The 26,012-nt window shown below is 66.0% G+C and carries 22 protein-coding genes; 4 read left to right on the top strand and 18 right to left on the bottom strand.

Features of this window, described 5'->3' with window-relative positions; all coding sequences use genetic code 11:
• Nucleotides 1-7: 7 nt before the first annotated feature.
• From ACFVMC_RS29395 to ACFVMC_RS29370, 6 genes are all read right to left on the bottom strand, one after another.
• On the bottom strand, nt 8-379 hold the full coding sequence (locus ACFVMC_RS29395; protein WP_379215611.1) for a hypothetical protein: 372 nt from the start codon (nt 377-379) through the stop codon (nt 8-10).
• Nucleotides 376-1,044: a hypothetical protein gene (locus tag ACFVMC_RS29390; RefSeq protein ID WP_379215609.1), complete on the bottom strand. Its 669-nt coding sequence runs from the start codon at nt 1,042-1,044 to the stop codon at nt 376-378. The genes ACFVMC_RS29395 and ACFVMC_RS29390 overlap by 4 nt, the downstream gene beginning before the upstream one ends.
• Nucleotides 1,041-1,355 (bottom strand): hypothetical protein, encoded by a 315-nt coding sequence (locus tag ACFVMC_RS29385; RefSeq protein ID WP_379215607.1) that lies wholly within the window; start codon nt 1,353-1,355, stop codon nt 1,041-1,043. The genes ACFVMC_RS29390 and ACFVMC_RS29385 overlap by 4 nt, the downstream gene beginning before the upstream one ends.
• Nucleotides 1,352-2,767: a PPE domain-containing protein gene (locus tag ACFVMC_RS29380; protein WP_379215605.1), complete on the bottom strand. Its 1,416-nt coding sequence runs from the start codon at nt 2,765-2,767 to the stop codon at nt 1,352-1,354. Before ACFVMC_RS29380 ends, ACFVMC_RS29385 begins: the two co-directional genes overlap by 4 nt.
• 31 nt (nt 2,768-2,798) lie before the next feature.
• A complete protein-coding gene (locus ACFVMC_RS29375) occupies nt 2,799-3,848 on the bottom strand; it encodes a hypothetical protein (RefSeq protein WP_379215603.1) in 1,050 nt (349 codons plus the stop codon).
• Nucleotides 3,849-4,339: 491 nt separating this feature from the next.
• The gene (locus ACFVMC_RS29370) at nt 4,340-4,804 is read right to left on the bottom strand and encodes a hypothetical protein (protein ID WP_379215602.1); all 465 of its coding nucleotides are present in this window, start codon (nt 4,802-4,804) and stop codon (nt 4,340-4,342) included.
• 250 nt (nt 4,805-5,054) lie between these two features.
• Between ACFVMC_RS29370 and ACFVMC_RS29365 the strand changes: the two genes are divergently transcribed.
• The 3 genes from ACFVMC_RS29365 (at nt 5,055) to ACFVMC_RS29355 (ending at nt 10,092) form a co-directional block, all read left to right on the top strand.
• Nucleotides 5,055-6,467, top strand: a complete 1,413-nt coding sequence (locus ACFVMC_RS29365; protein WP_379215601.1) for a DUF4226 domain-containing protein — start codon at nt 5,055-5,057, stop codon at nt 6,465-6,467.
• 254 nt (nt 6,468-6,721) lie between these two features.
• Nucleotides 6,722-7,687 (top strand): transglycosylase SLT domain-containing protein, encoded by a 966-nt coding sequence (locus ACFVMC_RS29360; RefSeq protein ID WP_379215599.1) that lies wholly within the window; start codon nt 6,722-6,724, stop codon nt 7,685-7,687.
• A 293-nt stretch (nt 7,688-7,980) separates the two neighbouring features.
• Complete coding sequence (locus ACFVMC_RS29355) at nt 7,981-10,092, top strand: hypothetical protein (protein ID WP_379215597.1); 2,112 nt, start codon at nt 7,981-7,983, stop codon at nt 10,090-10,092.
• Between the two features lie 13 nt (nt 10,093-10,105).
• Here ACFVMC_RS29355 and ACFVMC_RS29350 read toward each other — a convergent pair whose 3' ends face one another.
• The 10 genes from ACFVMC_RS29350 to ACFVMC_RS29305 form a co-directional block, all read right to left on the bottom strand.
• On the bottom strand, nt 10,106-11,512 hold the full coding sequence (locus tag ACFVMC_RS29350; RefSeq protein WP_379215595.1) for a C40 family peptidase: 1,407 nt from the start codon (nt 11,510-11,512) through the stop codon (nt 10,106-10,108).
• A complete protein-coding gene (locus ACFVMC_RS29345; RefSeq protein WP_379215594.1) occupies nt 11,509-12,366 on the bottom strand; it encodes a hypothetical protein in 858 nt (285 codons plus the stop codon). Before ACFVMC_RS29345 ends, ACFVMC_RS29350 begins: the two co-directional genes overlap by 4 nt.
• A gap of 81 nt (nt 12,367-12,447) precedes the next feature.
• Nucleotides 12,448-14,931, bottom strand: a complete 2,484-nt coding sequence (locus tag ACFVMC_RS29340; protein WP_379215592.1) for a hypothetical protein — start codon at nt 14,929-14,931, stop codon at nt 12,448-12,450.
• Nucleotides 14,928-17,459, bottom strand: a complete 2,532-nt coding sequence (locus tag ACFVMC_RS29335) for an ATP-binding protein (protein ID WP_379215590.1) — start codon at nt 17,457-17,459, stop codon at nt 14,928-14,930. Before ACFVMC_RS29335 ends, ACFVMC_RS29340 begins: the two co-directional genes overlap by 4 nt.
• Nucleotides 17,459-17,929 (bottom strand): hypothetical protein, encoded by a 471-nt coding sequence (locus ACFVMC_RS29330; protein WP_379215588.1) that lies wholly within the window; start codon nt 17,927-17,929, stop codon nt 17,459-17,461. Before ACFVMC_RS29330 ends, ACFVMC_RS29335 begins: the two co-directional genes overlap by 1 nt.
• 5 nt (nt 17,930-17,934) lie before the next feature.
• Nucleotides 17,935-18,114 carry a hypothetical protein gene (locus ACFVMC_RS29325; RefSeq protein ID WP_379215586.1) on the bottom strand — a complete coding sequence of 60 codons (180 nt, stop codon included), beginning with the start codon at nt 18,112-18,114 and terminating at the stop codon, nt 17,935-17,937.
• 102 nt (nt 18,115-18,216) lie between these two features.
• Nucleotides 18,217-19,221, bottom strand: a complete 1,005-nt coding sequence (locus ACFVMC_RS29320) for a conjugal transfer protein (RefSeq protein ID WP_379215584.1) — start codon at nt 19,219-19,221, stop codon at nt 18,217-18,219.
• A 75-nt stretch (nt 19,222-19,296) separates the two neighbouring features.
• Entirely contained in the window at nt 19,297-20,415 is a 1,119-nt protein-coding gene (locus ACFVMC_RS29315; RefSeq protein ID WP_379215583.1) for a GAF domain-containing protein, read from the bottom strand.
• A gap of 108 nt (nt 20,416-20,523) precedes the next feature.
• Complete coding sequence (locus ACFVMC_RS29310; RefSeq protein WP_379215581.1) at nt 20,524-21,438, bottom strand: ROK family protein; 915 nt, start codon at nt 21,436-21,438, stop codon at nt 20,524-20,526.
• Between the two features lie 33 nt (nt 21,439-21,471).
• Nucleotides 21,472-21,861, bottom strand: a complete 390-nt coding sequence (locus tag ACFVMC_RS29305; protein WP_379215579.1) for a hypothetical protein — start codon at nt 21,859-21,861, stop codon at nt 21,472-21,474.
• 317 nt (nt 21,862-22,178) lie between these two features.
• On the opposite strand from ACFVMC_RS29305, the gene ACFVMC_RS29300 reads away from it, so the two are divergent.
• Nucleotides 22,179-22,859: a MerR family transcriptional regulator gene (locus tag ACFVMC_RS29300; RefSeq protein ID WP_379215577.1), complete on the top strand. Its 681-nt coding sequence runs from the start codon at nt 22,179-22,181 to the stop codon at nt 22,857-22,859.
• A 42-nt stretch (nt 22,860-22,901) separates the two neighbouring features.
• Here ACFVMC_RS29300 and ACFVMC_RS29295 read toward each other — a convergent pair whose 3' ends face one another.
• Together ACFVMC_RS29295 and ACFVMC_RS29290 are read right to left on the bottom strand one after the other, a co-directional pair.
• The gene (locus ACFVMC_RS29295) at nt 22,902-25,517 is read right to left on the bottom strand and encodes an AAA family ATPase (RefSeq protein WP_379215575.1); all 2,616 of its coding nucleotides are present in this window, start codon (nt 25,515-25,517) and stop codon (nt 22,902-22,904) included.
• Nucleotides 25,518-25,807: 290 nt separating this feature from the next.
• Entirely contained in the window at nt 25,808-25,984 is a 177-nt protein-coding gene (locus ACFVMC_RS29290; protein ID WP_379215573.1) for a hypothetical protein, read from the bottom strand.
• Nucleotides 25,985-26,012: the final 28 nt, after the last annotated feature.

Raw genomic sequence — 26,012 nt, 5'->3', positions numbered from 1 at the left:
CCTGTCGTCAGTTCCGGAAGGTCCGCACCCGATCGGTGAATTCGGCGGCTTCGGTGGCGCGATACGACGCTTCCGTCGGCAGATCGAAGGAGTCGATCGTGAACGATCTGGTGCCCTTGTGCGCCATCTCGGCACGCAAGCCCACCCTCGACTTGAGGTGCGCCAGCCGGGCCAGACGGACGATTTCGGTGCACAGCCAGGCATCGCCGTTCTCGCGAGCCTCATCGGTGATGTGCAAGCCGATGACCTGCCCGTCCCGATCGCAGGCGACCCCAAGGGTATGTTCCGGATCGAACACCTCGTAAACCATGTTCTGCCAGTCGGGCCCGGTGTTCTCGGGCTCGTCCAGGTCGGGCTCGTCCGCGTATCTGTCGGTCATCGGGTGCTCTCCACTTCCAGTTCCTGCCCCAGCGCGGCCCACGCGGTGTCGTCGATGGTGCTGACCTGACGCAATTGCCAGAATCGCGCCCCGAGATACATTTCCCCGGTGCCGTCGTCGGCGAGGTCGAGATGATCGGGTTCGTCGGCACCGGAGTTCAAGGTGACCACGGTGATCGGTGGGCGCTTGTCGTCGACGTTGATGATCGTCGCGCCGCCGCCGGGCATGAATCGCTGCTGACAGCGCGGACTGTCCGCGAGCACGACCTCGGCGCTGTTGGTGTTCAGGGTGATCTCGGGGTTCAGCAGCAGTTGCATAACCCACGAGCGTGCCGCCGGTTCCGGACGGTCGGCATTGATCGAGAGTGTGAGCGTCGCCGCCAGGTCCACGACGAGCACGGATTCGGCGGTGGTGACACCGACCACCACGAGACGCTTGGGCGTGCCCACCGGATACGGCAGATCGTCGGCGGCCAGGACCACCACATCGGAGCCGAGCCCGACGCCGGTCGCCGGATGCGCACTGACCGAGCCGGTGGCGACATCGACGGTGTAGGCGGAGATCGGGCTCGATACCCGTCCGGCCACACCGGCCAGCCGGACCAGCCCCTCCTCGTGCAGCCATCGGATCGTGTCGCCGACGGTGACGCCGCTGGCCTCGGTCATGAGACCGGTCCGGACGCTTGCGACGCGCCCATCACCGACTGGTACTGGCGGGCCGCGTCGGCGGTGCTCTCCCGCACCGCCGCCATGATCTCCGCGACCAATTCGGTGCTGGTGAAACGGGCCGCGGTCCCGGGCGCGAGATACAGGTCGGTGAGCCGGCCCATCGCGTCGACCTCGGGAATCACCGCGCCGCTCGGCGAGGGACGCCGAGCCCGGATCTGATCGATGCGCTCGCGCAGATCCACGATCCGATTGCGTAGGTCGCGGGCGGCGTCGAGGGCCGCCTGCACGTCGGGATGAATGGCACTCATGTCGCACCTCCGGATTGCGTCGGAATCTGGTTCGAGGGGGCGGGTGTCGGTGGGGTGACCGTCGGCGCGATCGTCGGCCGCTCGCCGATCACCAGGTCGGTGTGCGGTGTCGCGTCGACATACATCAGGCGGTCGGGATGCCAGGCGACCACGCGATTGCGCTCGTTGTTGTTCCCGGCGCCGCCCATCCCCGGCGACATCGGCATGTACGGCATGTACGGCGATCCGGCGCGGCTGGCCGGACTGCTCGACGACGCGGACGAGGACAGTGGCTCGATCACGGACGTGCGTGGCAGCGCCGAAGCCGCCGACGAGGCCGCCGACGTGCCGACCACTGGCATCGCTCCCACCTCGACCGGCGTAGTCGGACTGCCGGAACCCAGGCCGACCGGCGAGCCGCCACCGCCACCCGGGTAGCTCGAACCGGGATAGTCGTACTCGTAGTCGTATCCGTAGTCCTCGAGGTCCGACATGTCGCTGTAGTCATCGAGATTCAGCGATGACCCGGCGGAGGACAGTGCGCTCAGCAGCGTGGGCAGCATCTGCGCGAGCGAACTCGCAGTGTCACCGGAGCCCGAACCTGTGCCCTCGCTGGTACCCGTGGCGGCGGAGTAGCCGGAAATCGTCGCCGCCGACCGGGCATTCTCCTCTTCGAACTTGGCCATTGCCTGTGCTATTCGCAGTTCGTCTTTGGCCCGCATCGCCGACACCAGTTCCTTGCGCGTGGCCATGATCTCCTCCGGGGTCGGGTGTTTGGCCTTCGCGTCGGTGAATGCGGCAGTGTAGGCATCGACCTCGTCGGCGAGCGCCTGCATCCCGGTGCCCAGCTGATCCAGCAATCCTTGTGAGACCGAGAGTTTCTCCGCTGCCTCCGCGCCGACCGGAGTCCAGTTCTGCATGGCCCGCGCGGCACGGTCGAGATCATCGGCCGCGTCCCGCAGTGGGCCCGTCGCGAAAGTACGGACGTCCGTGGCGAATCGGCTCGCCGGCCCCGGTCCGGGGCCCGCCCGTAGTTGCTGCGCGAAGGTCAGCGGATCGACCGCGCCCACCGGCATCAGGAAGGTCGGGGCGTACTGCTGCGGGTACTCCTGCACCGCGCCGACCGGATTCCCCACCAGATCGCCTCCCACCCCGGCGAGCCGGCGCGCGGACTCGTCGTCGGTGGCGCTGTAGCCGACGGCCGAGGCTCCGATCTCGTAGGCCACCCGCTGCGTCTTGGTCAGGACCTCGTTCACGCCGTTCACCAGCAACTGCGTACCGGTATTGAGGGCGGGGACCTTCGCCGCCGAGATCCCGTCGGAACCCGCCGGAAACACCCAGTCCCCGGGCATCGCCGTGTTCGTGCCGCGGGCCCGCTCGGCCAGACTCGACGCGACCGCGACGAGCTCGGCCAGATCGACATTCAGCTCCACGATGTGTCTCCTCTCGACCCGTTCCGTCCGATCACACCGCGGGCGCGGCCACCGGAACGTTCGCCGCCGCAGGCTGATCGACCGGGGCCGAAGCCGGGGTCTCCTTGTCCTTGCCCGCGCTCAACTCGATCCCCTTCGGATGACTGAACCCGGTGAACTGCCCGAATTCACCCGCACTGTCGGACATTTCGGCGGTGAACGGCTTCAACTGGCCATTGACGACCGCCTCCAGCGTGCCGCCCTCGTCGGAGCCGAACACCACCAGCACCGCGGTCCGATCGTCCCAGCAGGCCACATCGCCGGTCATCAGCTGATACGGGTCCACCCGGTCCCCGATCTGCTTCGGATCCGACCACTTCGCGTCGGTCTTCTCGTAGGCGGCTTGCGCGTCGGTGCCGCTGGCGTTGCCGAACGCCGCATCCAGCGCCTTGGCCACCATCGCGGACACCTTCTGGGTGCGACCGTCCGGGAAGGTGTACAGCACACTGCCGTCGTCCCCCGTGGTCCGGGCCGCGACCGGAGTCGCCTGCGGTGCAGTCGTATTCGCTGTCGGCGCGGTCGTGGTCGACGCGGGCTGCGCCGCGGCAGGTTGCGCCGCCGGCATCGCCGCGGCCGCCACCGCGGGCGGAGTCACCGGTTCGAGGTTCTGGTCGTAGCGGCGCGGATCGATCTGCGCGCGCCGGTCACCGAGATCGGTGTCGGCCAGATTCCGGCTCAGCGCCTGCTGCGCCATCATCGGCAGCCACGAATCGAGCGCCGAACTCCCGCTCGACACAGGTTCCGAGGCAAGCGATTCGGCGGGGGTCGCCGCGATCTCCTGATTCTCGAGGGCCTCGGAGAGGCGTTCCTCCATATCGCTGGCTGTGTCCTCGGCGGCCGGCGATTCATCGGTCAGATCCGCTGTATACAGTGGGTCCGTACCAGGGTCGTACGGGGTGGTACCCAGATCCTCCGGCTGAGTCGCAAGCTCTTCCAGCTGCGCCTGCAAATCCGTGTTCTGTAGTGTCAGCTCATCGATCTTCGCTTGCAGCTCCTCGATCTCGGTCGTGTCCTCCGTGATGTCTTCGCCAAGAATCCCCATGTCCGTGGCAACCGTGTTTATCTCGGTATCCGCCGATTCGAGGGCCTCAGTCAGGAAGTTCAGTATGTGTTCCTCTTCGCTCTCCTCGGCCGCTGCGGGCGGCGAAGCGGCCGCCGCGTTGAGCGTCCCGATGATGAGGTTCAGTTGTATCTTCGCGGCCTCCGCCTTCTCCGCTGTCTCGGCCAATTTGGGTGCAAGCTCTCGCAACGACGCTTCGAGATTCTCCTGCGCATGCCGAAAGAACGAGTTCTGCTGAGCGTACGATTCGAGATTTGACAGAGCGGCATCGCTCTCGGAAACCCCTGGTACGTCCGAGGGCTCCGGTAGCGCTTCGGTAGAGCCGCTGCCCAGGCAGTTGAAATAGTCACGAAACTTATCCGGGAACTCTTTGTAGGCGTCGACCGTCTCATCCGAATACCGGTAGCTACGTGGATATATCGGATCGCCCATTTGCGGCCCGTAGATATCGTCCATCTCGACAGATTCGGACATCAGGCCCGTTCCGACCACTTCATCAATTTCTCGGCCTTGTCGATCGGGATCTCGCTAGGATTCGACGAGGGCGGCTGGACAAACCGGTTGGCCAGTACAGTGCCGAGCGCGGCCCCTTGTCCCGTATGAACGGCCAGTCTGTTTCGGACAGCGCTGGCCGCCCCGGCGATCGTCGAGGTCGCCGCCCCTCGCACCAATTCGCCTCCCAGAATTCTGCCACCTACCACCCTTCCCATGACCCCGCCGGGAAGTGCACCGAACACCGCGCTGATCCCCGCCGCTTCCCATGCGGCATCCCAGCTGTGGGTTTGGATCAATTCTGTGATGCCGCCCGCCAACGCGCCGCCCACCATACTGCCTACGATTACGCCTCCCGGCCCGCCGGCCGCTCCCAGCGCACCGCCTATCACACTTCCCGCACCAGCAATCAGGTCGCTGGCTTCGAAGCCGAACAGTCCACTCATACGCCCACCTGGCCGATGTAGCAGCACACAGAACCACGGATCGCGTCAACTTTACGGATTCCCACAGCGAATTCCGCCTTTCGATCGAGTCTGTCAAGCCGTAGCGAACATGTTTCGGCCGCCCGCCAGCGCAATCTCATTCTCGGGGATTCCCACAAGTGGGAATCGGATGCCGGAGTGGGACGGTCAAGATGGCTGGAGGCATGTGCACAGCCGTGGTGCACCACATCGCGGAGGAGGCTCGAACGTCATGACCAGCCCGCAACTGTCACAGGACACGGGGGAATCGGGGCTGGAGCTGTTGGGCGATGCGGCGGGCGAAGAGAACTCGCCATTGCCCGGCCCGGTCACCCCCTGGTCGGGCGGGAGGCGCGGGGCGGGAGGCGCGAATCCGGCTGGCGCCTCCGGGCCGAACGGGCAGGGTGACGACGCGGCGGGGCTGCCGATTGTTTCGGCAAGCCACCTCGTGGACACGGAGCGAAACGGGCTCGAGGCGGCCGCGTTCACCCAGCAGGCGTTGGATACGAACCCCGCAGCGACACAATCACTTCCGACTACCGAGCCGGTCGCCCCACTCGATGCGCCGACATCATCGGAGGCAGTCGACGCCGGGGTTCCCGAGTCGGCGACCGTTCCGTCCGAGGACGACGGCTCACCGATCGACCCGGGCGCGCTCACCGAGTTGGTGCCGACTCTGGTATCGACGGTGTTGCCGATGCTGTCCTCGGCACTGTCGGGTTTGGCCGGTGGCGGTTCCGGTGACGAAACGGCGGCCGAGGTAGCAGCTTCGGGAATGACTCCGGAGTCGCAGCGGGCCTTGGACGCGCTGAAATTGCTCGCCGAGGTCTACGGCGACGGCGCGTCCACCGACCCCGAGGTGGTCGCGTTACGAGAGGAGCTCGGACTCACCGATGCGGGGACCGGCGACGGCGCGGAGGCGATCGAGGCCCGTCAACGCTGGCAGACATATGCGCCGAAAGCGTTCAACAATCTCGACGCCCAACTCGACCGGTACATCAACACGCTGGCCGGTTCGACCGGCGTCGATCGACAGGCGGTCGCGAATCTGTTGCGCGAAACCAATGTCGCGCTGGCCGAACTCGGCGCCGAGGTCTACACCAAGGCCGGGCAGCAGCAGGTCCGGGAGATCCTGACCCAGGCGCTGACCGAAGCGCATGCCATCGTCGGCGGGAGCGCGGCCGCCAACTCCGATGCGGCCGCGGCGATCGACAATCTCACCAACCAGTGGATCGCCAATATCGCCGGTAAGGAGTACGCGAGCCCCGTATCGGGGAACATGCCGGGCGGCACTGTGGGGCAATGGATTCAGCAGGCACTGGCGGTGTTGCAGCAGAACGGATACGACATCAGCACGATCGATCCGGAAGCCATCGCGATCATCATCCAGCACGAGTCGAGCGGCGACCCCAACGCGATCAACAACTGGGACAGCAACGCGGCCAAGGGAATTCCATCGCAGGGCTTGATGCAGACCATCCCGCCCACCTTCAAGGAATGGAAGATAGACGGGTACGAGAACATTCTCGATCCGGTGGACAATATTATCGCGGGCGTCCGCTACGCCATCGACAGGTACGGCTCGGTCAGCAATGTGCCCGGCGTGGTGGCGGTACGCAACGGCGAAGAATACCGGTGGTACTGATGGCGATCCAGACTCCGGAGCCACCGGAACCGAATGCGGAGGGAGGAGGCGAGAACCGGACCACCGCGACGACGTCCGAGCGGCAACGCGGCACGTCGAATGCCGCGCGCGGCATAGCGGCGGTGTCTCGCGGCGACCCGGCGCACGCCACGTCGACGACGTCGAACGGCCAGTCGACTCCGATTCCGCCGAACCCCGGCCCGCTATCGTCTCGTGCCACCCCACCGGCCGCCGATTCCGGCGCGCCCGCACCGATGTCGACAGCACGACCCGACGCACTCGCTGGACCGGGCGGTACCAGCCCATTGGCGGTGGCGGCACTGGGCTCGCTGGCCTCGATCGCCGCCCACTACGGCAGCGGCGCACCGAATCCGGTACCGGGGCAATCCGATTCGGCCCCGATTGTCACCGGCCGCCCGACCGGCCCGCTGGCCCTGGACGGCGCACTGAGCTCGGAGTATTCGACCAGCAACAACAACACCTCGCACCGAGCGAACGCTCTGCACGGCCTCAACACCGAGCTTGCCCGAATCCTCGACGGCGCCATCGACACCACCACTCGGGGGCGCGCCGCGATCGACACCATCATCGCCGACGTCAACACCGCACTGACCGCACTCGGCCCGGTCGAGAACACCGCCGCGGGCCAGCAATTGCTGATCAATACACTCGGCACTGCGCTGCACCGCGCCGGATCCGTACTGGGGCAGGGCCAAGCGGCAGCCGCCGTGAGCGGCGAGCGTGTGGCCGCGCTGGCCGCGAAGTATCTGCACGAGTCACGACCGCCCCGGCGACGCCGTACCCGCTTGCCCGCCGCTGCCCGGCGCGGAGCCGGGTCGGGTCCGCCGCGCAGTCGCCCCGCCGGGCAGCAGGGCCAATGGATCGACGAGGCCATGGAAGTCTTGCGCCGCAACGGGTACGACACCAGCCGGATCGACCCCGCCGATATCGCGGCGATCATCCAGCACGAGTCGAGCGGTAACCCGAATGCCATCAATCTCTGGGACAGCAACGCCGCCAAGGGAATTCCTTCCAAAGGGTTGATGCAGACGATCGATCCGACGTTCAACGCCTATTCCCTGCCAGGACATCGCGATATCTGGAACCCGGTGGACAATATTGTCGCCGGTGTCCGATACGCAATCGACCGCTATGGATCGGTCGACAATGTGCCAGGTCTCGTCCAGATGCGACAGGGTGGCGCCTACCAGGGGTACTGATTCGGCACTATTTACGAATCTTTGATGTTTGATTTCCGCAGATAATCGGCCCGGCAGGCACGGAAGGTTACCCTAAAATGAACAAAAGGTAGCCGAAAGGGGTTGCCGCGCAACATCTTCTATCGCATCCTGTGCATATGACCGCACAGGGCTCGGATTCGACCGGGTGTTGTACCGGCGCCGTTCCGCGCCGCTTCCGGCAGTGGCTCCCAGCCACCCGATGGCGACGCAGAGCGGCGTGGATTCTATTGACGATTTTCGCATTACTCGTATTCCCCGCAACGGTCGGCGCGGTGGCGCTCGCACATGGCGCGAGCAGTTCCAGCGCGGTATCCGAAATCGACGGCCTGGCCTGGATGGATATTCGTGATTCGTCGGGGGTGCCACTGGCCAATTACCAGTTCGTCACCGATCAGGGCGGCCCGCTGAATCCAGGATCCACCGTGTTGTGGTCGATACTCGGTTTGGAGTTCATCGGATATCTGGCCATCGTGACGACGGCGATCTGGCTGATCGGTTACACGTTGGGCTTTCGGTGGCTGGACATGTTCTCGACCGCGCTGTCGGGTGTCGCCGACGGCATGGTGCGGGCGGTGGCCTCGCCGATCGTGCTGACCACCGCGGCGGCGGCCGGCGCGCTCTGCGTAGCGTGGTTCGTGGTGCGCGGATTTCACGCCAAGGCCACGCGGCAGATACTGATGATGGTGGTCGTGGCGATAGCGGGGCCGTTTCTGCTCGCGGAGCCGCTGGAGGATGTGCTGTCTCCGCACGGGCTGCTGGCCCAGGGACGCGATCTGGGAATATCGGTCGCTGCCGGGTTGAACGGCGACTCCAGGCCCGATCCGGCGGGTCTGGTTGCCACGATGCAGGCTCAGTTGGCCGACAACTTCGCGCGACGCCCGATCCAGGTGTGGAATTTCGGTCACGTGGTGGACGATTCGACGGCGTGCAAGTCTGCCTGGTCCGCAGGCATGGTGGCCGGGAACGAGGATCAGGTCCGGCAGGGACTGCGAATGTGTGGTGATGCGTCCGCCTACGCCAAGGCAGACCGTCCCACTATGGGCCAGGTGGGCACCGGCCTGCTCCTGCTACTCTGCGGCGGTCTGCTGGTGTTGTTCGCGGTCTACCTCGGCACCAAGATCACCAAAGCCGCGCTGGACGCGATCTATCACGGGTTCATGGCCATCTTCGGCCTCGCCGCGGGCGGCTTCATCTACGGCCCGACCCAGACCTTCCTGGTCCGCAACATGATCGACAGCATCGTGGCCACCTTCCGGATGACCTGCTTCACGGTCTTCCTCGGTGCCTACATGCTGTTCATGGGCAACCTGTTCCGGCAGTCCCACGACCAGGTGCTGTCGGTGATCATCATCGCGGGCACGGTCGAACTCGTCGCCATCTCCCAATTGCACCGCCTCAGTACGAGTCTCGACGGCGCGAACGACTGGATGGCGAATCGGTTCGCCCGAAACCTCCAGGATGTCGACGTGACCCCGGTCGGCAACGGTCGCGCCCTCGGCATGGGCAACAGCGGCATGGGCGGCGGGCACGGCCTCGGCGGCGGCCTGCGCACCATGGCCGGGATCACGGCGCTCAACGCGATCAACGCCTCACCGGCGATGGCGTTTCTGATGGGCGGCCGGGAGAATCCGTTGAGTCCCAGGGCGCGAGGCCGTCGGCGCAAGGAGATCGATGACATCGCTTCCTCGCGGATGCGACGGGACATGCACGAATGGAATCAGATCGCCCGAACCAACTATCTGGCGAAGGGACGCAGCCGCCTGGGCGGACGGTCGCGCATCGAGTCCGCCTGGGACGTCGCGAATGTGCTCGACGGTCTCCTCGACAACCAGGTGCCGCCGATCTTCATCCCGGGTGTGATGTACAAGCTGGGGGCGAGCCACGACCAGATCAACGATGGGTTCCATGCGCTGTCGGTACAGAAGGCCACCACCATGGTGGCTCAGCACGCGTTCCCGCCGCTACAGAAGGCCGTGGCCGCGGCTCGGGCTGCCGCCCACTATCGTGACAACCCACTGAAATCAGAGGCGCTGGCCGCCCAGGCAGCGGTCGCGGCGGACAACTTCCTCACGCACACCGACGAGAACGCCGCGAAGATAGTCCATGCGAATATCGACCGGAACTTCGTCCAGCGGATCACCAACGTCTGGGACGACGAGGACGCCATGAAGGGCCGCGGTCCGAACGCGGTCCAGCTGACGGATTGGGAAGCGGCGAATCAAGACACACTGTGGGCGATCGGTATAGAGGCCGCGAATCGACACCGAGCGGCCGCCCACGCGTACCGCTCGAATACTCGCGACAAGCACTCCTACGACGAGTTCATGAAATCGACGAGACGGATCAACAACCTCGACCACGAGGGCCGGGATCCGTGGGATTGATCTACCCGGTGAACTACTCGCCGGTCCACCGGCGGGCTTCATAGCTGTCCGGCAGGTCGACAAGACCGATCGGCTTGTCCTGATTCGACGCGGCGATGCACTGACCGTTGCCGATATACATGATCACGTGCTCGGCCGTGCCGTTCACGATGCGGTCGCTCGGGAAGATCAGATCACCGGGCTGGAGTGTGCCGGTCACCGGGTCCAGCGATTTGTACTGCGCATCGGCATTGTGCGGCAACATGACTCCCGCTTGCGCGGCCGCGTACCGCACCAGTCCGGAACAGTCGAATGCGTTCGGCCCGTCCTCGCCCCACACATAGGGCTTCCCCTGCTGGGCCATCGCCGCATCGATGGCGACCTGCGCCTTCGGTGACATCGGGCTGGTGTACTCCTGACCGGAGATATTGGCGATCCACTGGTTGGTGAGATTCTCGATCGCGGCCGCGGTCTCCTCGCTGCCGGCGGCGCTTCCGCCGACGATCTCCTGTGCCTTGGTCAGAGCCTGCGTGAGGATCTCGCGGGCCTTCTGCTGCCCGGCTTTGGTGTAGACCTCCTCCCCCAGCGCCGCCAGCGCGACATTGGTTTCCCGGAGCAGACTATTGATCGCTTCCCGGCTCACATTGTTGGCACCGGCGAGGGTGGAGATGTAGAAGTCCAGATCGGCGTCGAGATTGTTGAATGCCTTGGGCGCGTAGGTCTGCCACCGCTGACGATCCTCGATCGCCGCGGCGCCCTCGCCCGACCCGGCATCGGTCAGACCCAGTTCCTCCCGCAATGCGATCACGTCCGGGTCCGTCGAAGCACCGTCACCGTAGACCTCGGCGAGCAGCTTCAACGCTTCCAGCGCGCGCTGCGACTCCGGCGACAACCCCGCGGCCGCGCCGGTGTCCCCTCCACCGCCGCCCGCCAAACCCGACAGCGCCGACGACAGCATCGGCAGCACCGACGAGGCCAGCATCGCCGCCATCGGTGCCATCTCGATCAGGTTTTCCACGTCGAACGGCGACTCGCCCTCCTCCCCGTTCTCGGTGGGCGGGACCGTACCCACACCGGTCGGCGCGGGTGGCGGTTCGGCGGCCGGATCAGGCTGCGGCGCCGGAGGTTCCGGGGCCGCAGCCGGCGGCGCCGGATTCGGCGTCCCGGCGGGGTCGGCCGCCGCATGCTCGGTTTCGGCTTCCGTACCCGCCTGCTCTGCCTCCGATTCGGCCGCAGGCCCGGGTTCCGGCTCGGTGAGCCCATCGGAGTTCGTGCCCGGCGGCGTACCCGACGCGGGCGCCACAGCTCCCGAACCCGACCGCAGTGGATTACGTTGCCCCGACCACGGAGTCGTGCCGCCGCCGGATGCCGAATCGCCCTCCGGCGCGGCCGCGTCCTCCTCCGGCTCGGCCCCGACCTGCCACAGTTCCGCACTAGTCATGACGCACCACCCAATACACGTTTGACCCGGACGTCGCTGCCGGTCGGCATCGCCTCCTGGGTAATCCGGTCGGTTGTCGGATCACTGCTCACGATCTGGCCCGAGCCGAGAGCGACGCCCACCCGGGTGGGCGCGTGGTCGCGGTAGTCCCAGAAGACGAGATCTCCGGCCGAGACCGCCGAGAGGTCGACACGCTGCCCACAGATACCTTGTCCAGCAACCGTTTTCGGCAGCAGGACCGGCTCTGTCAGTGCGCAGGACCCCGCCGTCTCGGGGGCCACCACCGGAATCGTCGCTCCCTCGCTCGCGCTCGTTCCCCCGGCGGTGGCCCCTTCACAACGTCCCGTCATCGCGACCGCCGACGCCCGATAGATCACATACCTCGACAATGTGGCCGCCGCCCCGGTCCCCGACCCGACGGACGCCTGCGCCAGATCGCGCGCGCACAGCGCCGTCGCCCCACCGTTGATCACCAGCAGGCTCGGATGCTGGTACGGCGCGGACTTCATCGCGGCCGCACACGCCCGGTACCAGTCGGAGACGTCGGTGTCGTCCGGCGCGATCGTCAACTCCGCGTAGGGATTCGCCGTCGGCGCGGTGAGCGGGCGCTCCGCGCTGGTTCGGGGTGACGCGTTCGGACCGGTCGTCATCGTCGCGGACGGATCCGGCCCCACGGCACTGTCACACTGCTCATGCAGATCCTGGGTCACCGCCGATGTCGTACTCGCGATCATCAACCCCAGGAACGTGACGCATGCGCCGACCCCGCCGAACGCACCGATGAAGAGCACCGGCAGCACCGCCCACTGCGGAAGCAGGGAGAAGAAGATCAATTGCCCGAGCCAATTACGCACTTCTCACTCGCTATCGATAGTCCGGCGGAAGACACCGACCCCGCCGGCGAGCGGCATCGGCTACGTCCTGATCGATGATCGTCACGGCAGACTCTGGTTCCGTGGGTGCGGGGAATTGAGACCCGATCTATTGCTGCCGGACTGCCAGAAGTCGTTGTCCGCGGCGCTCGCCAGTGCTTTACGCACCGCCGCGACATGTTGGTCGCCCAGCTTCTGGCCCAATTCCAATTGGTCGGGGCGCAGGCCCATGAGCGAATCCAGTGCTGTAACAGTCTCTTTCGCATGCTCGTTGGAGATCCACGTCAACATGCGCCCAGCGTCTTCCTTGGAAATGGGCGTGCTGGTGCCGGGGTAGTGGTCCACCTTGCCTCCGGCGGCAATCTCCTGCAAATTGGTCAGCGTGCTCTTCTTCTGATCTGCCATATGTGCCCGGACGAATTTTTGTTGGTTGTCATCCAGCGTCACACCACCGTTGTGTGCCTTTCGATACCTGATGACACTCATCTCCAATTGCGACAGTGACGCCGCGTCTCGATTGTCCTGGAATCCGAGCATGGCGGCCTGCGCCTTGGCGATCGGCAGGAACACGTGCGGCTCGTCCTCACGGTTGTTGTCGACGAAGAGGCGTGCCGCCACACCTCTTTCCATGGCCGCGTAATCGGTATGACCGGCGCCCACAAGCGCCGCGAACGCGTCACCGGCGCCGCCGCCGCCGTCCTCGAAGAACGAGTCGAGCGATGCCTGGATACCTCGCGCGGTGTTCAGGCCACCGATTCCGGCCGCGGACGATTCGTGAAGTCGACCCACCAACTTCGGCTCCGTCACGTTGGGGTGCGTGGATTTCAGCCGGAAGACATCGGGATTATCGATGGCCCGCCGGGCGAACACACTGCCCTGCCGCAGCTTCAGATACTGGATCTTGCTCTCTTCGGCGAACTCGACCTGGTTACGCATCTGCAACAGCTGGGACTTCTTCCGCAGCCGCGAGTACGGCGAGAACGGCATCGGTGTCTTGCCCATGATCCATTCGGTGATCGGTGAATGGCCGATGGTATTGATCGCGCCCAACGCGGCGAGCGCGGCGAATCCGGCACCACCACCGCCGACAGCACCTCCCGCGCGCCCCATGGTCGCGGACCCCATTCCGATCGCGGCCTGGAATCCGCCGGGTCCCGCACCCCGGAGATTCGGTGTGCCCTGCATGGTGAGCGCGACCCGGTTCGAGATCCAGTCGTTGGCGCCGTCGATGCTCAGGCTGAGCCGCTTCAGCTGGGAAATGGCGACCAGTTCCACGATCGCGCCGATGATGAAGACCGCCATCACCTGCCCGCGCGCCTGCTCGAACAGATTCGCCACGAACAGCAGGTAGCCACCCAGAAAGACTGTGAACGCGGCCATCTTGAACCCCGCGACGATACCGTCGATCACATTGCGGACCAGGAACGTCTGGGTCGGCCCGTAGATGAATCCACCTGCCGCGAAACCGAATATCGACATGAATCCGTGGTAGATGGTGTCGAGTGCGGCATGCATGACCTTCAGGGAAAGATAGACGGCGAACAGCACCAGGACGGTTCCGGACGCCAGCACGACGAGCCCGGCCCCGATCTGTCCGACGGTGGGGTTCTCCGCGGCCGAATAGGCGCTGGCGTCACCGCACATCCGCAACCCGTTGCGTACCTGATCCGCATTCCCCGCGTTGGTGCCCGCCGACCAGGCCATCGCGCACGCGGGGCGCTCGTCGATCACATGCCCGAAATTCCAGACCTGTAGTGGGCGGCGCGCGAAGTTGTCGGCCAGATCGCCCTGCATGGTGATCACCAGCGTGGCGGGATCGGAGGTGGTGTCGCCGTTCATCCCGGCGGCCACGGCGATGCCGACGTTACGACCCTGGGCCAGTAGTCCGTCCGAGGACAGCACTTCTTCGAGCGGGTGTGCCAGGAACACCGGGCCGATAATCGCCAATCCCACCATCGTGACCACCTGCATGGTGGCCTTGACATGGAACCCCCGCACCACGAACCACCCGACGCAGAGCGCCCCGGCCGACACCGCGGTGGCGAGCACCATCGGCGTCGCGACCGAGCCGGTCATCCCTTCGGCTGCTCCCGCCAGCGCCGAACCGAACATGTCCAGCCAGCGAAAGCTCAAGGCGAAGCCGACCAGCCAGATCGCCGTCGTCACGATGACCATGTAGCCCGCGAATTCGAGGTTGAGTATCAGGGAGATGACCGTCTGGCCCGGGCTGAGCACGCTCCCGGGATCGGTGACGAATTGATAGTCGGAGAGTTCTACTCCTGAGGAGTCCTTAACGTCCATCCAGCCGAGCGCGCTGTTGGTGGAGGACACCACCGATTCCGGCTCCGACTGGGCTGTCGCGACCGCGCCGAGGATCCCCGGAAAGACGAACAACACCAGCACGGCAACCGACAGCCCAACCGTCCAGCGCCGGCGCCGGGTCGCCAGCACCCATGTCCGGCAGCGTTCGAACACCACCCGCAACTGCCACCGCCGCGGATTCCAGAATTCGAGGTCGCGCGTGGCGAACCCGCGAACGCTGTTCACCGAAGTGCCTGTCGGTCCGGAACCGCCGGTCGTGCAACGCTGTTCGTGCCGGGCGTGCTCGTAATAGCCGCCGCCCGATCGGCTCGTGCCGGCCCGAGCACCTTGCCCCGCCCGATCCGGCTCAGCGCGTCCCGCATGAACATCTCGCCGCGGCGCTCCTCTGGCACCTGCCGGCCTGCCCCGACCGGCGGCGAGGTCTCCTCACGCAGGATCTGCAACAGGAACGGCGCTTCGGCGAGATCGACTCCGAGCCACTCCAGGCTGTTGCGAGCCAATGTCTCGTCGCGCTGCCGGAAGACGAACCGGTTGGGGATCAGGCTGTGTGCCGCGCCCTGGAAGTCGGTCGCCGGATCGTGCGAGGCCAATCCGATGGCGGCCAGGTGTTTACGGCCGTCACGGCTGAAATCCGAGGTGACCGCAGCCCCTACCTGGGTCTGGGTGAAGTGATGCGCCTCATCACCGACCAGCAGGCCGAATCTGCCGTTGTCGCTGAGGAATGCCTCCCGCGCCGCGACACCGACCAACTCGTAGAGGGCGGTTCCGAGACGTTTGGTCAGCGGCAGACGGTTGTACAGATGCGGTGTGGTGAGTTCTTCGGCCGTCGGCAGTGCCAGGTTGTGACTACGGACGACGGTCGCCGCCGCGTCGAGGCGCAACGGAGCCAGCTGCGGATCGAACAGCACCGGAACCCGATCCACAATGGTGCCGAACCGGGCGGCCAGATCGGCGTATTCCTCGGCGCTCTCGCTGCCCTCGCGCAAACGGCGGATCACCTGATACAGATCGAGCATGCTTCGGATCCCGTGCGCGGCAATACCTTTGGGCGTCAGCAGATTGCTGATCGCCGCGCCGGCGCCCGAGGTCGGCGACAGGTCGAGCAGCGGCAGGATCGAATCCATGGCCCGTTCCCCGGCGATCCGCGGGTCGAAGAGCCGCAGGGGATCCAGCGAGACGGTCGGGTTGCTCAGATCGATGATGACGGCGTCATCGATCGAGGCGGCGAAATGCGCCCATTCGCCGACCTGACTGCGATCGATGGCCAGGAACTGGCCGCCCATGTCGTGCACCAGGACCGCCATGAGCTTCAGAAAATAGGACTTGCCCGAGCCGAGTTCACCGGTCACGGCGAACGAGGCCGACAGGTCGTGCAGCGCCGCCTCCATGATGCCGAAATGGATCGGCTCGAAATGTCCGGACAGCAGATTGACCCCGATGATCGGCCCGCTGTCGTCGCCGATCTGGCTGGTAGTGAACGGCACGAAACCGGCCCACATATCCGAGGGCACGATGTGCGCGAAATCGTCGAAGGCGCGGCGCGGCGCGCTGCCCGGAATCAGCATGGACCACAGGTCGACCTGTGCGCCGATCGGCGCTGTCATCTCCACCTGGAACCGCTTGTACCGGCGCTTGAGGGTATTGACGGCGTCCATGGTGACCTCGCGCGCGGATCCGCCGATGGCGATCACCGTCGTGAACGAGACCTCCGATTCACCGGAATTCACCTCGTAGTGCTGGTTGTATTCGCCCAGCATCTGGGCCTTCGCCGTCAAAGTGTTCTGCGCGAAGGACACCTCTTGATCGCGCTGGTCCATCTGCTCGCCCAAGCGCCGCAGGCTCAGTTCATTGTTCTTGAGCACGAGATCCGCGGATTTGGTCGAGATCCGCATGCCCCAGTCGACCGTGACATCGCCCAAACCTTCCAGCACATTGAGGAATTCGCTGCCGCCGGGAAAGGTCATGCCCGCGTACGGGAAAGAATGTGGGGTGAGCATCGACTGGTAGGAGGGGCGGTGCTCGAAGTCGGGCTGGACCACCTTGATCACCGGCACGAACGACGGCCGGACACGCCGGTTGCTGTCGGCCTGGGCTCCCTCGTCCAACGCGGCCGACCGGAACACCGCTGCTGTCGCGTCATCGAGCGCACCCGCCTGGGTGGGCGCCACGGGGTCGCCTGCCGCACCACGCGACAGGTAGTGCTCCCACAGCCATTGGAACAGCGCGGCGGGCACCGGGATCGGTTCGAAGTCACCGCCGATGCGCGAGAGCACCTCGCTCGCCTTCTCGTCGTAACCCTCCAGATCGGCCCGGGAGATCGCGGTGGCATCGATCGTGGTGGTGCTGCCGCGCCAGATCCGCGACAGTGCCGAGATACCACCCGGATTGGCCGAACCCACCGGAAACGACAGCAGAAAGATCCGCGTCTGCGGCATGATCGCGCGAACCCGCTCGAAGGACGCGACCACCTCGTCCGCGTAGTCCTCACATTCGTCGAGGTCGACGCCCTCGACCATCTTCGTCAGCACGTCGATCGTATTGAGCCGTGCTTGGATGCCCAGCAGCAGTGACCCATTGGGCAGACTGTTGATCAGCGCGTGGTGGGCCATCTTCACATCGAACTTGTCGCCCGCTTTGCGCAGACCGTAGCCGAGCGGATTGATGAAGTAGGTCGCGGTCACCAGGCCGCCGTGGGTGAATTGCAGATTTCCGCGAATCGCGGCGGTGGGCTGTAGATCTCGGCCGAACGCCATCAGCCGTCACCTCCCGGCCCCAGCATGCGCATCAGTTGGCCGCCGATCGAGGACGGCGCGGGTGCGGTGGCTACGATCGCGCGCGGATCAGGGAATACGAGCACGATCGATTCCTCGACGAACAGCGCGTGGCGAGCAGAATCCGGGGTCACCGGCATTCCCGAGGCGGAGATCGGCTTGCGGTAGCAGATGAGTCGCCCGAACCACCACACCCGGGAGGTCATCCGCACTCCGGTGTAGGGCACCAGGCCGAGTGCGAAGACCGCGGCCACGGTCACGGCCAGACCCGTCAGGAAGGTGACCGCGGGATTGACCGGAAAGGTCAGTGCGCACGCGGAAGTGATCAGCATCAGCACCGCCCCGCCGCCGACCTGCGGCAGGGTGTAAGGCCCGAATGGCAGCTTCTGGCCGTTCTGCGCCTTGCCGACCATGGTCGGCACCCGCTTGATCGGTGTGAAGACCTTGATCACCTGGGTCACCTATACCCCCCGACCGGGTGATCGGGCACGATGATGCCCGAGTCGGAGCGCGCGTAGTTGACCAGACTCGGCAGTACCCAGAACAGCACCGCCGCGAGCACCGCCGACGCGGCGACCGTGAGTATCTTGGCCGGGGACAGCCGGGATTTGGCCGCCTCGGAAATCAGTACCGCCATGCTGAGAATGGTGATTACGATCAGTCCCGCCCAGCGTATGAAGATAAGGATTCCGTATAGGATATTGCTCAGGTTGCCCATGAGAGACCGCCTCTTCTCGTATCAGTTCTGGGTCGCCGGCGGTATCTGCGCGGCGCTCGAGGTGGGCGAGGGTGTGCTGCTCGGCCCGGTACCGCGCGGATCCTGCTCGGCCACGGCGACCAGCGGATTCGCCAGTGCCGGAACCGAATCGATCGAGCGCACCTGCCACTGGCCGTCGCCGCTGCGGACCATCGTGAGCGGATAGGCCAGCGTCGGCGCGGCTTCGGCCTCCCCCTTGGGATTCACGGTGGCGAGTACTCGCGCCTGTGCCCCCTCGGCTCCGCAGCTCCGGTCGTCGGCAACGATCGCCACCGACTCCAGCGCGGTATAGGGCGCCGGATGCAACGCGGTGAGACCGGCATCGACAGTGCTGTATCGGCCCACTTCGCCGGAGCCGGTGAGAAAAGCGGCCAGGAAACCGGAGGCCACCTGTGCCAGCACCGTTTCGGTCCCGCACGGCGACGGGTATCCCGTCGCCAGTTCGATTCCCCGGCTGGGCGGTTGCACGACGGCCGGCAGGGACAGAGCGCGCCAGGTGCCTTCCGCGATCGTTACTCCGACGCGGTAGAACTGCCGGGACGGAGCGACTTTCGTCCCCGTCTTCCCCACCACCACCGAGACCGTCACCGCCCAGACATCGAGCGTGCCACTGGACACCTCCCGCGAGACATGGACGACTATCGGGTCCGATACCTGACGAGCGGTCGTAGGCAATGTCACTCGCTGCCCGGCGCCGGTGTACTCCCCGATCCGGTCCTGCTGTCCCGCGACCGCGGACAGATAGGTGAGGACGAACTGCTCGGCGAACGCGCCGGCCAGTTGTGCCCGGCCGACGATCGCGGTGGTCGACTCCTCGGACGGACCAGGCGGATCGGAGCGGAACAGGTCGAGTATCGCGTGACCACCGCCCAGCACCGCCAGCACCGCCAGCACCGCGACCATGATGTTGTCCCGGCGGCGGCGGGCAGCCATCCTGCGAAGCAATTCTCCGCCGGAATCCCCTTGCCCGTTGACAACTCTCCGCACTCTCGAAATGGTAGAGATGGCAGCTGTTCTCGAACGTTTGCGCTGTTCCCAACGATGGGGGGGATCGCCACGCTATTACACCGAACTGCGTTTCCGCCGACCCGCCAGCCAATGCCGTAATTGGTCGTCGTATCCGACCGGTGCGTCGGCCTGCCGGTCCGGGATATGTCGCTGCGGTTCCATGAGCGGCACATCGTCGGCAATTCGAACAAGTTGCGCTATCGACAACTGATGGTTCGCATAACCGGGATACGGATACAGCAAGAGCGAGGTCGCCGTGTATCCGCCCGTGTAGTCGAGGGTGCGGACGGTGCTGCCCATCGTGTCGCCGGATTGGAGCCGATGCCCCAGCTCCAGCAACTTGACTCGATCATCGGGGTGGAAAACGTCCACGGGCTGGAACAGATAGTCCCAGCGAATCCAGGGCGCCGGATCGGTGAGCCAGTGCGAAATACTCGCGCGCTCGAGCTGCACGATCGCCAGGTGGGTTCCGGCCCGGCGATGCGCCTCGCGCAGCCCCACCCGCTCCAGCGTCGGCCACACCACCGGCACGTCGTCGGAGGTGACGTCCTCGATCAACCACCACGCACCGCGCGCCCGACGGTCGTCGCGGGCGCGAATGGTGATCCGCCACCGACCGGGACGACCCGCACCGCAGAACACGGTCACATCGAACTGGAGTTTGTCCCCGGGCGTCGATGCGTACAGTAGGTCGAGCACCTCACCGTGACGGTCGAAAGCCTCCATGCGGTGGAACAATTCGGCGATGGACATTCTGGGCACGTATTCTTCGGCCGACATTCCGGTCAGTCTGGTGACACCACTGGGCAGCTGAATGGTCTGCGTCTCGAGATCCCAGATCGCACCTACCGCCGGTACCAGGTCGGGGGGTGGTTCTGCCGCCGGGCCCAGCCACAGGCGAACCGCGTGGACGTCACCAGCCGGTCCGAAAACCGGCCGGATACGCAACATGTGCGCATCCGACTCGGTGGGAATTCTGATGTCTATGTCTTCGGCCCGGTCCCGGGCCGAGCGCATGGCCTCGGTGATCACGCGACCGCTGAGTCCGTTGTAGCGGGCGGGGGCCTTCGCCAACAGGCGCTGCGCACCGCGTTGCCAGCCGGTGAAATCCCGGGGCTCGTGCCCGACCGACGCGATGGACATGACGTCCGGCGTCAGCGTTTCGACAGTCACCCAAGGAGTCATCGCACCACTTCGCATCGCGTTCACCCGAGCCGCTGACTGCACCCCCCGAAAAGCCTGTGACCTATTCAATGTACCGTTAAATGACGGTTCGATCAATTACTGGCGACCTTTCGGAGTCCGATCACCCTGTGTGGCCAACGCGAGCACACCGGCGCCGGCCAACACACCCACGTCACCGAGTTGTGACGGCACTACCCGCAACGCGGGGAGGTAACTGAGCCGGGCATGGGTGGCGACCGCCGCGCCCAGCGGATGAAACAGTGCCGGACCGCAATCGGCGAGCACCCCGCCGACCACGACGAGATCGAGATCCAGCAGTGCGGCGACCGAGGCGACCGCCTGCCCGAGCGCGGTACCGGCCCGGCCCACCGCGGCGACCGGCACCTGCGCACCGGATCGGACGGCCTCGACGAGTTCGGTCACCGTCGTTCCCGGCCAGCCGTTGGCCTGCGCCCAGGCGAGCACCGCAGGCACCCCGGCTACGGTCTCCAGACAGCCACGACCTCCGCATTCACACGGCTCGTCGAATCCAGGGACCAGGACGTGGCCGATATGCCCCGCATTCCCCGTCCGGCCCGCCGCGACCAGGCCACCCATCATCACCCCGCCGCTGACCCGATGTGAGACGGCGATCGACAGCGCGTCCAAAGTGGCATGCGTGGCACCGAAATTCCGCTCGGCCAGAGCCAGGCAGACACCGTCGAAGGCGAGCTGAACAGCAGCCTCCGGAAACAGCGTCCGCACCCGCTCGACGATACGGAATCCGGTGCGCCACTCCGCCACCTCCGCGGGTGCCACCACACCGGCCACCATGTCGATCGGCCCGGTTGCGGCGATGCCGACACTGGTGACCGCACCCCCTTCGGCAGCATCGAGCAGCAGTTCCCGACAGCTGTCCCAGGCGGCGCGCGCCGGCACCGGAATCCGCCGGATGTCGGCCGCGCCGACGTCGGACGCTACGCGACCGGCGGCGAATCTCGTCGGACCGAGCTCGAGCGCCAATACCGTCATCGAACACCTATCGCCAGGTCGGAATGGATTTCGCTACGCCTCGGTCCCGGTCGGCCGCAATGGTCGGCCGAGGACGAAATGCCTTCTGGGCGCAGAGGTCGGCGGCTCCGTGCACAGGGGGCGAGCGCCGTTGCGAATGATCCGCATGGGCCGCTTCCGATCGAGCGGTGCGGTACGGTGCCGATCCAGATCATCGATGACCTTGCCGGCGTTGTCATAGCCGATCCCAGCCCAGATCATTCCGCGCGGCACATCGCCGCTCGCGGTCAGCGTCTGAGCCAGCTGCTGACACCGCGCCAGCAGCGGGCAGCTCCGGCAGGTACTTACCGCCCCGCGCCAGGTGTCGGGCGTACCGACGTCGAGATCCCACGCATCGGGATCGCTCGCGCAGGGCGGGCGCGGGGCCGACCTGCTGTCGAGCACTGAAATCTTTTGCGGTGCAGAACAATCGATGTTCCACGCGGTTCCTCTGATCACACTCATGGCCGTCTCCGGGATGCCGGGACACGAGCATCCGTGTCCTCTGTCGGGCGGTCGTCAGGGCTGATCGACAGTCCCCGGTAGTCCAGCGATTTCCGCTGGTATTCGCACGGTAACCAACGAATGACGGCGGATCAATGACTCTTACCGTTGTGCAACGGTACATTGACTGTTCTTTGAGGTTGGCAGTATCGTCATTTGACGGCACACCTGGTTGCGGACCGTTTTCCTACGGGCCTGATTATGGTTTCCTTGGAGCTATGGTTACTGACGCGGAGTACACGATCGATCAGCTGGCACGGGCGGCCGAGACCACCGTGCGCAGCGTCCGCGTCTACCATGAGCGCGGCCTCCTGCCCTCGCCGGAGGTGCGGGGCCGGATCGGCTACTACGGACCCGATCACCTGAACCGCCTACAGACGATCAGCCGTCTGCTCGGTCGCGGGATGAAGCTGAACGGAATCCGGGAGTTACTGGAAGCCTGGGACCGCGGCGACGGGCTCGCCGATGTCCTGGGTGTTTCCGATGAACCACCCACGACCCCCAGCCAGCCGGCGCCGGAGCTACCCGACTACGTCAAACAGGCTCTGGCCGGCAGCGAGGATCCGCTCGATATCTACCGGGTCACCACGCCCCGTTGCTACGACCTCGCCACTCGCCTCGTCGACGCCGGGTTACCGACGACCGAGACCTTCCGGTTCATCGAACGCCTCAAGGCCGACTGCGATGAATTCGCCGGTCGATACGTCACCGAACTGTTCTTCGCCCTGGCGGGCAACGCCTATGAGCAATCGGAGCGCACCGCCAAGGACCGCAGCCGGCTCGAGACCGATCTCGCGATCGCGCGACTCATCGGCACCCGGGCCATCAACGAATTGATCGACCAGGTCTTCGCCCGCCACTCCGAACTGCCGCCGCAGCAGCCCGTCGACCCGGTCTGATTCCCGGACCTGGTGCGCCGCCCGATAGCGGCGCACCAGAATTCAAGCATTTCGCCGGCGAGACGGACGTGCGCCACCCCGGGGCGGCTGGCCGACCGGTGGCGGGCCGGTCTGATCCCGCAACTCCACCGGAACGAACCGGATCACCTCCTCCCGCGAGGTGATCACCAGCTTCTGCAGCACCGAGGCCATCTGCGCGTCGACCGTGCGCAGCGAACTGCCGCGCTGCGCGGCGATCGCGGAATTCGTCCACCCGGCCGCGGCGAACGCGGCGACCGCCTGCTCGGCCCTGGTCAGATCGTCCCAGCGGGAGGCGGTGCCGGTCTCGGCGGTGTGCCCGGCCGGCACCCGGTCCATCACCAGCGTTCCCAGTGCCAGGCGCTCGATCTCGTGCGCCTCGTAGCGCAACCGGAAGCCCTCGTTCTCGGCGACGGCGAACGTCTCCGCGCCCAGCACGCCGCGCGCGACGGCCGCGGCCCGATCGGTTTCGTCCGCGAACGGGCGCAAGGCTTCGATATTGGTGCCCAGTTCCGCGCGGACCCGGCGGGCGCCACCCAGCAACCGGGCGGTCTCCGTAGCCTGTGCGGTGAGCACTTCTGCGTCGGCATCGCCCGCGGCGATCGCCTCGGTAATGATCCGCGCCAACGCCCAGCACCGCACATGGATCGCCCAGCCCGCGCCCCACGGATCCCGGATCGAGACGAGGTGCCGCAGGGCCTGTCGGCCGACCGCCAGCGACGCGTTCGGATCACCGTGCTTGGCCAGCGCGAACGCCAGCATCACCTCGGCCCAGGATTTCAGCCACTGCGGCCCGGCCGCCGTGAACTCCTCGACATTGTGCCGCGCGATCTCCAGCGCCTGCTCCGCGGTGCCCAGGAAGGTGGCCGCCATGGCCTGGATCAGCCCGCCCATGGCCGCGCCACCGAGATCGCCGAGCCGACGGGACTTCTCCTTCGCACGGCCGAGCACGACGATGGCCGCGGGGTCGCGGTGCGCCAGCATCAACTCCTGGCCCCACACGAATTCGACTACATGCGGTAGACCGAGATCGATCTCGGCATTCTGTCGCCAGTCGGCGAGGATCTCGGGATCGTCCAGGCACGCGGCCGCGCACCCTTCCAGCATCCGCTCGGTGTCGGCGTTCTGCCCCTGCCAGGTCGCGATCCAGCCGATCAGACCCATACCGGTGACCTGGAGTTCGGTCGGCTGCGGCACCAACGAGCGACTGGCCTCCAGGGTGCGCTCGGCCCACTGCCGGGCTTCGCGCAGTGAGCCGTTGAAGAAGGGCAGCCGCAGCGCGATCAGACCGACCGAGATCGTCAATCCCAGGGCCGCCTCGTCCGGGACGGTGAGGCTGCCCTCGATCGCGACCAGGATGTTGTCCCACGACGCCCGCGCCCAGTTCAATCGTTCGAGCTCCGCGAGCCCGTACCAGTCGGCGTAGGCCTGCACGACTTTGTCGCGGTAGTACTGGCGATGCCGGGTAGCGATCCGCGCCGGCTCGTCGGTCTGCTCGTCCGAAAGCTCTTGCAGCCGTTGATAAGCGAACACTCGGATGGTTTCGAGCAGCGAGTACCGCACACTGGTCCCGGAACGGTGCGGGGTCACCAGCGACTGGTCGACCAGCCGTTCGAGCAGTCCCTCGATCTCTCCGCGCGTCAGACCGGTGGCACCGCCCCGGGTGCGTTCGAGATCATCGGGGTCGGCGCAGACGACTTCGATGGCTTCGAGATCGGCACCTACATCGGCAGCGGCGCCGTTCTCCTTCTCGGGGTTGGCGTCGTGCCCGGCCGCGAACACCGACATGCGCGCGAGCAGCAGCCGTTCCTGCTCCGTGCACAGGTCATAGGACCAGGCGATGACATCGGTCACCCGCTGGTGCCGCGTGTCCGTCCCCACCCGCCATGCCTGTGACCACCGCATGCGCTGATCGTTCGCACCCCCACTCAGTTCCCGCAGGATCGTCGCCAGGGGCTGGCGGCGCAGCCGGGCCGCGGCCAGCTGAAGATAGAGCGGATGGTTGTGCATGTGCTGACAGATCTGCTCGGCCGTCTGCATCTGTTCCGCACCGGTGATCGCGTGACCGGTGAGTTCGGCCCGCTGCAGGAACAGGGTCAGGGCCTGCTGACGGGAAAGCGGCGGTACCTCGACCAGATGTTCGTCGACCCAGCCGACCGGCTCCCGGCTGGTGGCCACGATCACCAGCCGCGGCGCTGCCTCCAGCAGCGCCGCGATGAACGAGGCGGCCGTGGCGAGCACATGCTCGCAGTTGTCCATCACCACGACAGCCCGGGAGCCCCGTCCCACCGAGTTCTCGGCCGTCAGCTTGTCGAGTAGCGCGTCCCAGGCGGAACGACCGGAGTAGTCCGCATCGAGCACGGCGTGCGCGACCTCGTCTTCGACCGCGTCGAAATCGGCCTCCTTCGCCAACCGTGCCAGCCGCACCCAGTGCACCGGCGCCCGGGTCGCCTTGCGGAACTGACCGATCGCCTCGGCCGCCAGTCGCGTCTTCCCGATGCCGCCCATACCGGTCAGGGTGATCAGCCGAGCCGGGCTCAGCAGCAGATTTCTGATTCGATCGAGTTCCGGACCGCGGCCGACGAACCCGTTGGTGATCTCCGGAAGCGCACCGGCAGGCTGGCGGTGCCTAGTAGGCATCGAGCTCGCGCTCCTTCTCCCCCACCGCGAACTCACGTAGCCCGGCCCCACCCCTCAGCATCGCCCGACCCGTGCCTAGCAGTGAAATGACGCCAGCTCCCAAGGCTTTTCCCTCAATCCGAACGACCGTAGGCCCACGACGTTACCGCAGGTCGGGAGCTGACCGGGCAGCAACGATCGAGCAGCCATCGGTCGCCGTTAGCGGCGCGGGTGGTCACGCAGGGCAGTCGGGCAATCAGTTCCCTTGTGCGCGTTACCTTCTCGGCCATCCAGGCGAATCGCGCGGGCGTCTATCGCGGACGTGACTCGCATCGGCAGTTCGGGAAGTGCGCGTGCTTGCTGAGACACAGTGGAACCTCGTCGGTCAGCAGGCGCGCTGAATCCACCAGTCCGTTGTGCACCAGGATGCTGTCGAAGTGATCCTGCGTCGCCGAGTCGAAGTTCTGACCGCCACCGGATACGTTCATGAGGATCTCCTTCCGGCGAATCACTCGA

Source organism: Nocardia sp. NPDC127579, from assembly GCF_042672005.1.
Classification (GTDB): Bacteria; Actinomycetota; Actinomycetes; order Mycobacteriales; family Mycobacteriaceae; genus Nocardia.
The sequence above is the reverse complement of the archived record's forward strand: the minus strand, read 5'-3'. Positions and strand labels throughout refer to the sequence as shown.

Excerpts from the sequence above, each read along its gene's own strand:
- ACFVMC_RS29395 (WP_379215611.1), bottom strand. The coding sequence starts at position 379 with ATGACCGACAGATACGCGGACGAGCCCGACCTGGACGAGCCCGAGAAC.
- ACFVMC_RS29390 (WP_379215609.1), bottom strand. The coding sequence starts at position 1,044 with ATGACCGAGGCCAGCGGCGTCACCGTCGGCGACACGATCCGATGGCTG.
- ACFVMC_RS29385 (WP_379215607.1), bottom strand. The coding sequence starts at position 1,355 with ATGAGTGCCATTCATCCCGACGTGCAGGCGGCCCTCGACGCCGCCCGC.
- ACFVMC_RS29375 (WP_379215603.1), bottom strand. The coding sequence starts at position 3,848 with ATGGGGATTCTTGGCGAAGACATCACGGAGGACACGACCGAGATCGAG.
- ACFVMC_RS29370 (WP_379215602.1), bottom strand. The coding sequence starts at position 4,804 with ATGAGTGGACTGTTCGGCTTCGAAGCCAGCGACCTGATTGCTGGTGCG.
- ACFVMC_RS29365 (WP_379215601.1), top strand. The coding sequence starts at position 5,055 with ATGACCAGCCCGCAACTGTCACAGGACACGGGGGAATCGGGGCTGGAG.
- ACFVMC_RS29360 (WP_379215599.1), top strand. The coding sequence starts at position 6,722 with ATGTCGACAGCACGACCCGACGCACTCGCTGGACCGGGCGGTACCAGC.
- ACFVMC_RS29350 (WP_379215595.1), bottom strand. The coding sequence starts at position 11,512 with ATGACTAGTGCGGAACTGTGGCAGGTCGGGGCCGAGCCGGAGGAGGAC.
- ACFVMC_RS29335 (WP_379215590.1), bottom strand. The coding sequence starts at position 17,459 with ATGGCGTTCGGCCGAGATCTACAGCCCACCGCCGCGATTCGCGGAAAT.
- ACFVMC_RS29325 (WP_379215586.1), bottom strand. The coding sequence starts at position 18,114 with ATGGCGGTACTGATTTCCGAGGCGGCCAAATCCCGGCTGTCCCCGGCC.
- ACFVMC_RS29310 (WP_379215581.1), bottom strand. The coding sequence starts at position 21,438 with ATGACGGTATTGGCGCTCGAGCTCGGTCCGACGAGATTCGCCGCCGGT.
- ACFVMC_RS29300 (WP_379215577.1), top strand. The coding sequence starts at position 22,179 with ATGGTTACTGACGCGGAGTACACGATCGATCAGCTGGCACGGGCGGCC.
- ACFVMC_RS29295 (WP_379215575.1), bottom strand. The coding sequence starts at position 25,517 with ATGCCTACTAGGCACCGCCAGCCTGCCGGTGCGCTTCCGGAGATCACC.
- ACFVMC_RS29290 (WP_379215573.1), bottom strand. The coding sequence starts at position 25,984 with ATGAACGTATCCGGTGGCGGTCAGAACTTCGACTCGGCGACGCAGGAT.